Source organism: Curtobacterium sp. B8, from assembly GCF_000333315.1.
In the GTDB taxonomy this organism is placed as follows: domain Bacteria; phylum Actinomycetota; class Actinomycetes; order Actinomycetales; family Microbacteriaceae; genus Curtobacterium; species Curtobacterium luteum.
Genome location: NZ_BACW01000559.1, coordinates 1 through 3,167 on the forward strand (window position 1 = coordinate 1; position 3,167 = coordinate 3,167).

A 3,167-nucleotide genomic window follows, 5' to 3' on the forward strand; every position below is an offset into this window, starting at 1 on the left:
CCCGCTGCAGGATCACGGACCCGGTGACGATGAAGAACAGGCCACCGATGAGGACGAGCAGGAGCTCGGTGCGGCTGAGCACCGCGAGGCCGGCGAGGGCACCGCCGAGGCCGAGGGACCCGGTGTCGCCGAGGAAGATCTGCGCCGGGGACGTGTTGTACCAGAGGAAGCCGATCAGGCCACCGACGACGGCTGCGGCGACGACCGCGAGGTCGAGCGGGTTCGACACGGTGTAGCAAGCGTGCGCGGAGCTCTCGTCGAGCCGCGGGCTGCCGCACTGCTGGTTCGACTGCCAGAACCCGATGATCACGTATGACCCGATCGCGAGGATGCTCGAGCCGGTCGCGAGGCCGTCGAGGCCGTCCGCCACGTTCACGCCGTTCGACGTGGAGACCGTGAGCAGCACGATCCAGGCGAGGAACAGGATCGTGCCGATGACCGTGCCGAGCGCCATGAAGTCGAGCCACGGGACGTCACGGATCGCGGAGATCATCGTCGACGCGGGCGGCTTGCCGTTGCCGGAGGGCACCACGAGGGCGACGGTGGCGAAGATCACGCCCACGATCACCTGACCGAGGACCTTGGCCCACCCGCCGAGCCCCAGGCTCCGCTGCCGGCGCACCTTGAGGAAGTCGTCCACGAAGCCGACGAACCCGAGCCCGACCATCAGGAAGAGCACGAGCAGGCCGGACAGCGTCACCGAGTCACGCCCGACGAGGTGCCCGACGAAGTACCCGAGCACCGCGCCGATGATGAGGACGATGCCGCCCATCGTCGCGGTCCCCCGCTTGGTGTGGTGGGACTGCGGGCCGTCGTCGCGGATGAACTGTCCCCACCCGAGCCGGTGGAACAGCTTGATGAAGAGCGGCGTGAGCAGCAGCGTGAACACCAGCGACACGGCGCCGGCGACCAGGAGCGCGATCATTCGGTGACTCCTCCGAGTCGGTCTCCGAGGAAGCGCAGTCCGGCGGAGTTCGAGGACTTGACGAGGACCACGTCGCCGGGGCGGAGCATGGCCTGCAGGGTGCGGACGGCCTCGTCGACGTCCTCGGTGAACACGGACTCGCCGTCCCACGATCCCTCGAGGGTGGCGGCCTGGTGGATCGGCATCGCGCCGCGGCCGACGACCACGAGCTGGCCGATGCCGAGCCGGACCACGAGCCGGCCGAGCCGGTCGTGCTCCTCCGTCGCGAACTCGCCGAGCTCGCTCATCTCGCCGAGCACGGCCACGGCGCGCTCCCCCGGACGCACGATCTGCGCCAGGGTTCGCAGCGCCGCTGCGGTCGAGTCCGGGGACGCGTTGTACGCGTCGTTGATGACGGTCACGCCCTCCGGGCCACCCGGGAGGATCTCCATGCGCCAGCGCTCGGCCCGCGTCATCGACGCGAGCGCCTCGGCGCCGGTGGCGAGCGGGACGCCCCACAGGTTCGCCACGGTCAGCGCCGCGCTGGCGTTCATCGCGTGGTGTTCCCCGATGATCGCGAGGCGGACGTCGGCGGTCTCGCCGAGGTGATCCGCGCCTCTCCCCACCGGCACGGCCGGCTCGCCGCTGGCGCGTCGATCCGGGACCGGCGGCGTGGGCCCAGGCTGGTCGGCGGCGGGCCCGGTCAGCGTGAAGCGGGTGCCGCTGCGGTCCGTCTCGATGCCGGTGATGCGGTAGTCGGCGTCCGCCGACGTGCCGAAGCCGACGACGCGGGCACGGGTGAGCCCGCGCATCGCGGCGACGCGGTCGTCGTCGACGTTGAGGAGGGCGGTCGCGGTCTCCGGGAGGTCGGTGACCATCTCGGACTTGGCCTTCTGGGTGGCCTCGATCCCGCCGAACTCGCCGGCGTGCGCGAGGCCCACCTTGAGGACGACGCCGACGTCGGGCTCGGCGATCGAGACGAGCTTCGCGATGTGGCCCTTGCCGCTCGCGCCCATCTCGACGACGAGGAAGCGGGTGTCGTGGGTGATCCGCAGCATCGAGATCGGTGCGCCGACGTGGTTGTTGAACGAGCCCTTCGGCGCGATCGTCTCGCCCTGCGTGGACAGGATCGTCGCGAGCATGTTCTTCGTGCTCGTCTTGCCGTTCGAGCCCGTGATGCCGACGACCCGGAGTGGGGCCGGGCGGCCCTCGGCGTCGACACGGTCCGCGCTCGATGCGCGGACCCGGGCGACGACGTCGTGCGCGAGCGCGGCGAGGGCGGCGTACCCGTCGGTGACGACGATCTGCGGCGCGGTGGTGTCCACGCGCTCCGGCGTGACGATCAGCGCTGCGCCGGCCTCGGTCGCGGCGGGGACGAAGCGGCGTCCGTCGGTGACCTCGCCGGGGAGGGCGAAGAAGACGCTCCCCGGACCGACGAGTCGCGAGTCGGTCTCGACGGACCCGTCGACGACGAGGTCCGCCTGGTCGGCGACGTCCGTCTCCTGGGCACCACTGATGAGCTCGCCGCCGACCGCGGCGGCGATCTCGGCGAGGGTCATGGCGATCATCGCGTCTCCTCCTGCGGGCCGCTGTTCGGTTCCCAACCGGCTTCGCGGAGGGCCTGTCGCGCCTCGTCGCGGGCCGAGTAGGGCGTGCGCACCCCCTGGATGTCGCGGTAGTCCTGGTGTCCCGGGCCGGCCCAGAGGATCGAGTCCCCCTCGCCGAGCAGGCTCACGGCCTTCCGGATGGCGGCCTCGGGCGGGCTCACCTCGTAGAGCTCGTGGTCCGGGTACGCCTCGCGCGCGGCGTCGACCAGGGTCTTCCGGATCGACGCGGCGTCCTCGAAGCGCGGGTGGTGGTCGGTGACGATCAGGATGTCGCTGCCGGCGGCGGCGACGCGGGCCATGTCCGGGCGCTTGGTCGTGTCGCGGTCGCCGTCGGCGCCGAACAGCATGAGGACCTTGCCGGGGGTGAACTGGCGGACCGCCGCGAGGGTGTTCTCGAACGCGTCGGGGCTGTGGCCGAAGTCGACGTACACGCTCGGGCCGTGCTCGCCGGAGACCCGCTCGGTGCGACCGGGGAGGTAGCACTCGATCGCGCTCGTCGGCTCGTCGCGCTGCTCGCGCTCGTCCTCGTCCGGGTAGCGGCGGTGGTTCGACTCGAGCGCGTGCGCGATGGCACCGAGCTCGAACCACCCTCGACGAGCATGACGATCGCGAGCGCGGGGTTCGCGGCCATGTGCCAACCGATGAGCCGCCCACGG

Annotated in this window: 2 protein-coding genes and 1 pseudogene; all 3 read right to left on the minus strand. The window is 71.6% G+C overall.

All coding sequences use genetic code 11. From position 1 onward, the window contains the following. Positions 1 to 925 (minus strand): phospho-N-acetylmuramoyl-pentapeptide-transferase (gene mraY, locus I59_RS15015; RefSeq protein WP_022904571.1); only part of this gene is annotated, 925 nt, incomplete at its 3' end. Beyond that, complete coding sequence (murF, locus tag I59_RS15020; protein ID WP_022904572.1) at positions 922 to 2,472, minus strand: UDP-N-acetylmuramoyl-tripeptide--D-alanyl-D-alanine ligase; 1,551 nt, start codon at positions 2,470 to 2,472, stop codon at positions 922 to 924. The genes murF and mraY, both read right to left, overlap by 4 nt. Continuing rightward, positions 2,469 to 3,167 (minus strand): annotated as a pseudogene (locus I59_RS15025) (glutamate ligase domain-containing protein); the annotation flags it as partial. The gene murF and the pseudogene I59_RS15025, both read right to left, overlap by 4 nt.

Excerpts from the sequence above, each read along its gene's own strand:
- murF (WP_022904572.1), bottom strand. The coding sequence starts at position 2,472 with ATGATCGCCATGACCCTCGCCGAGATCGCCGCCGCGGTCGGCGGCGAG.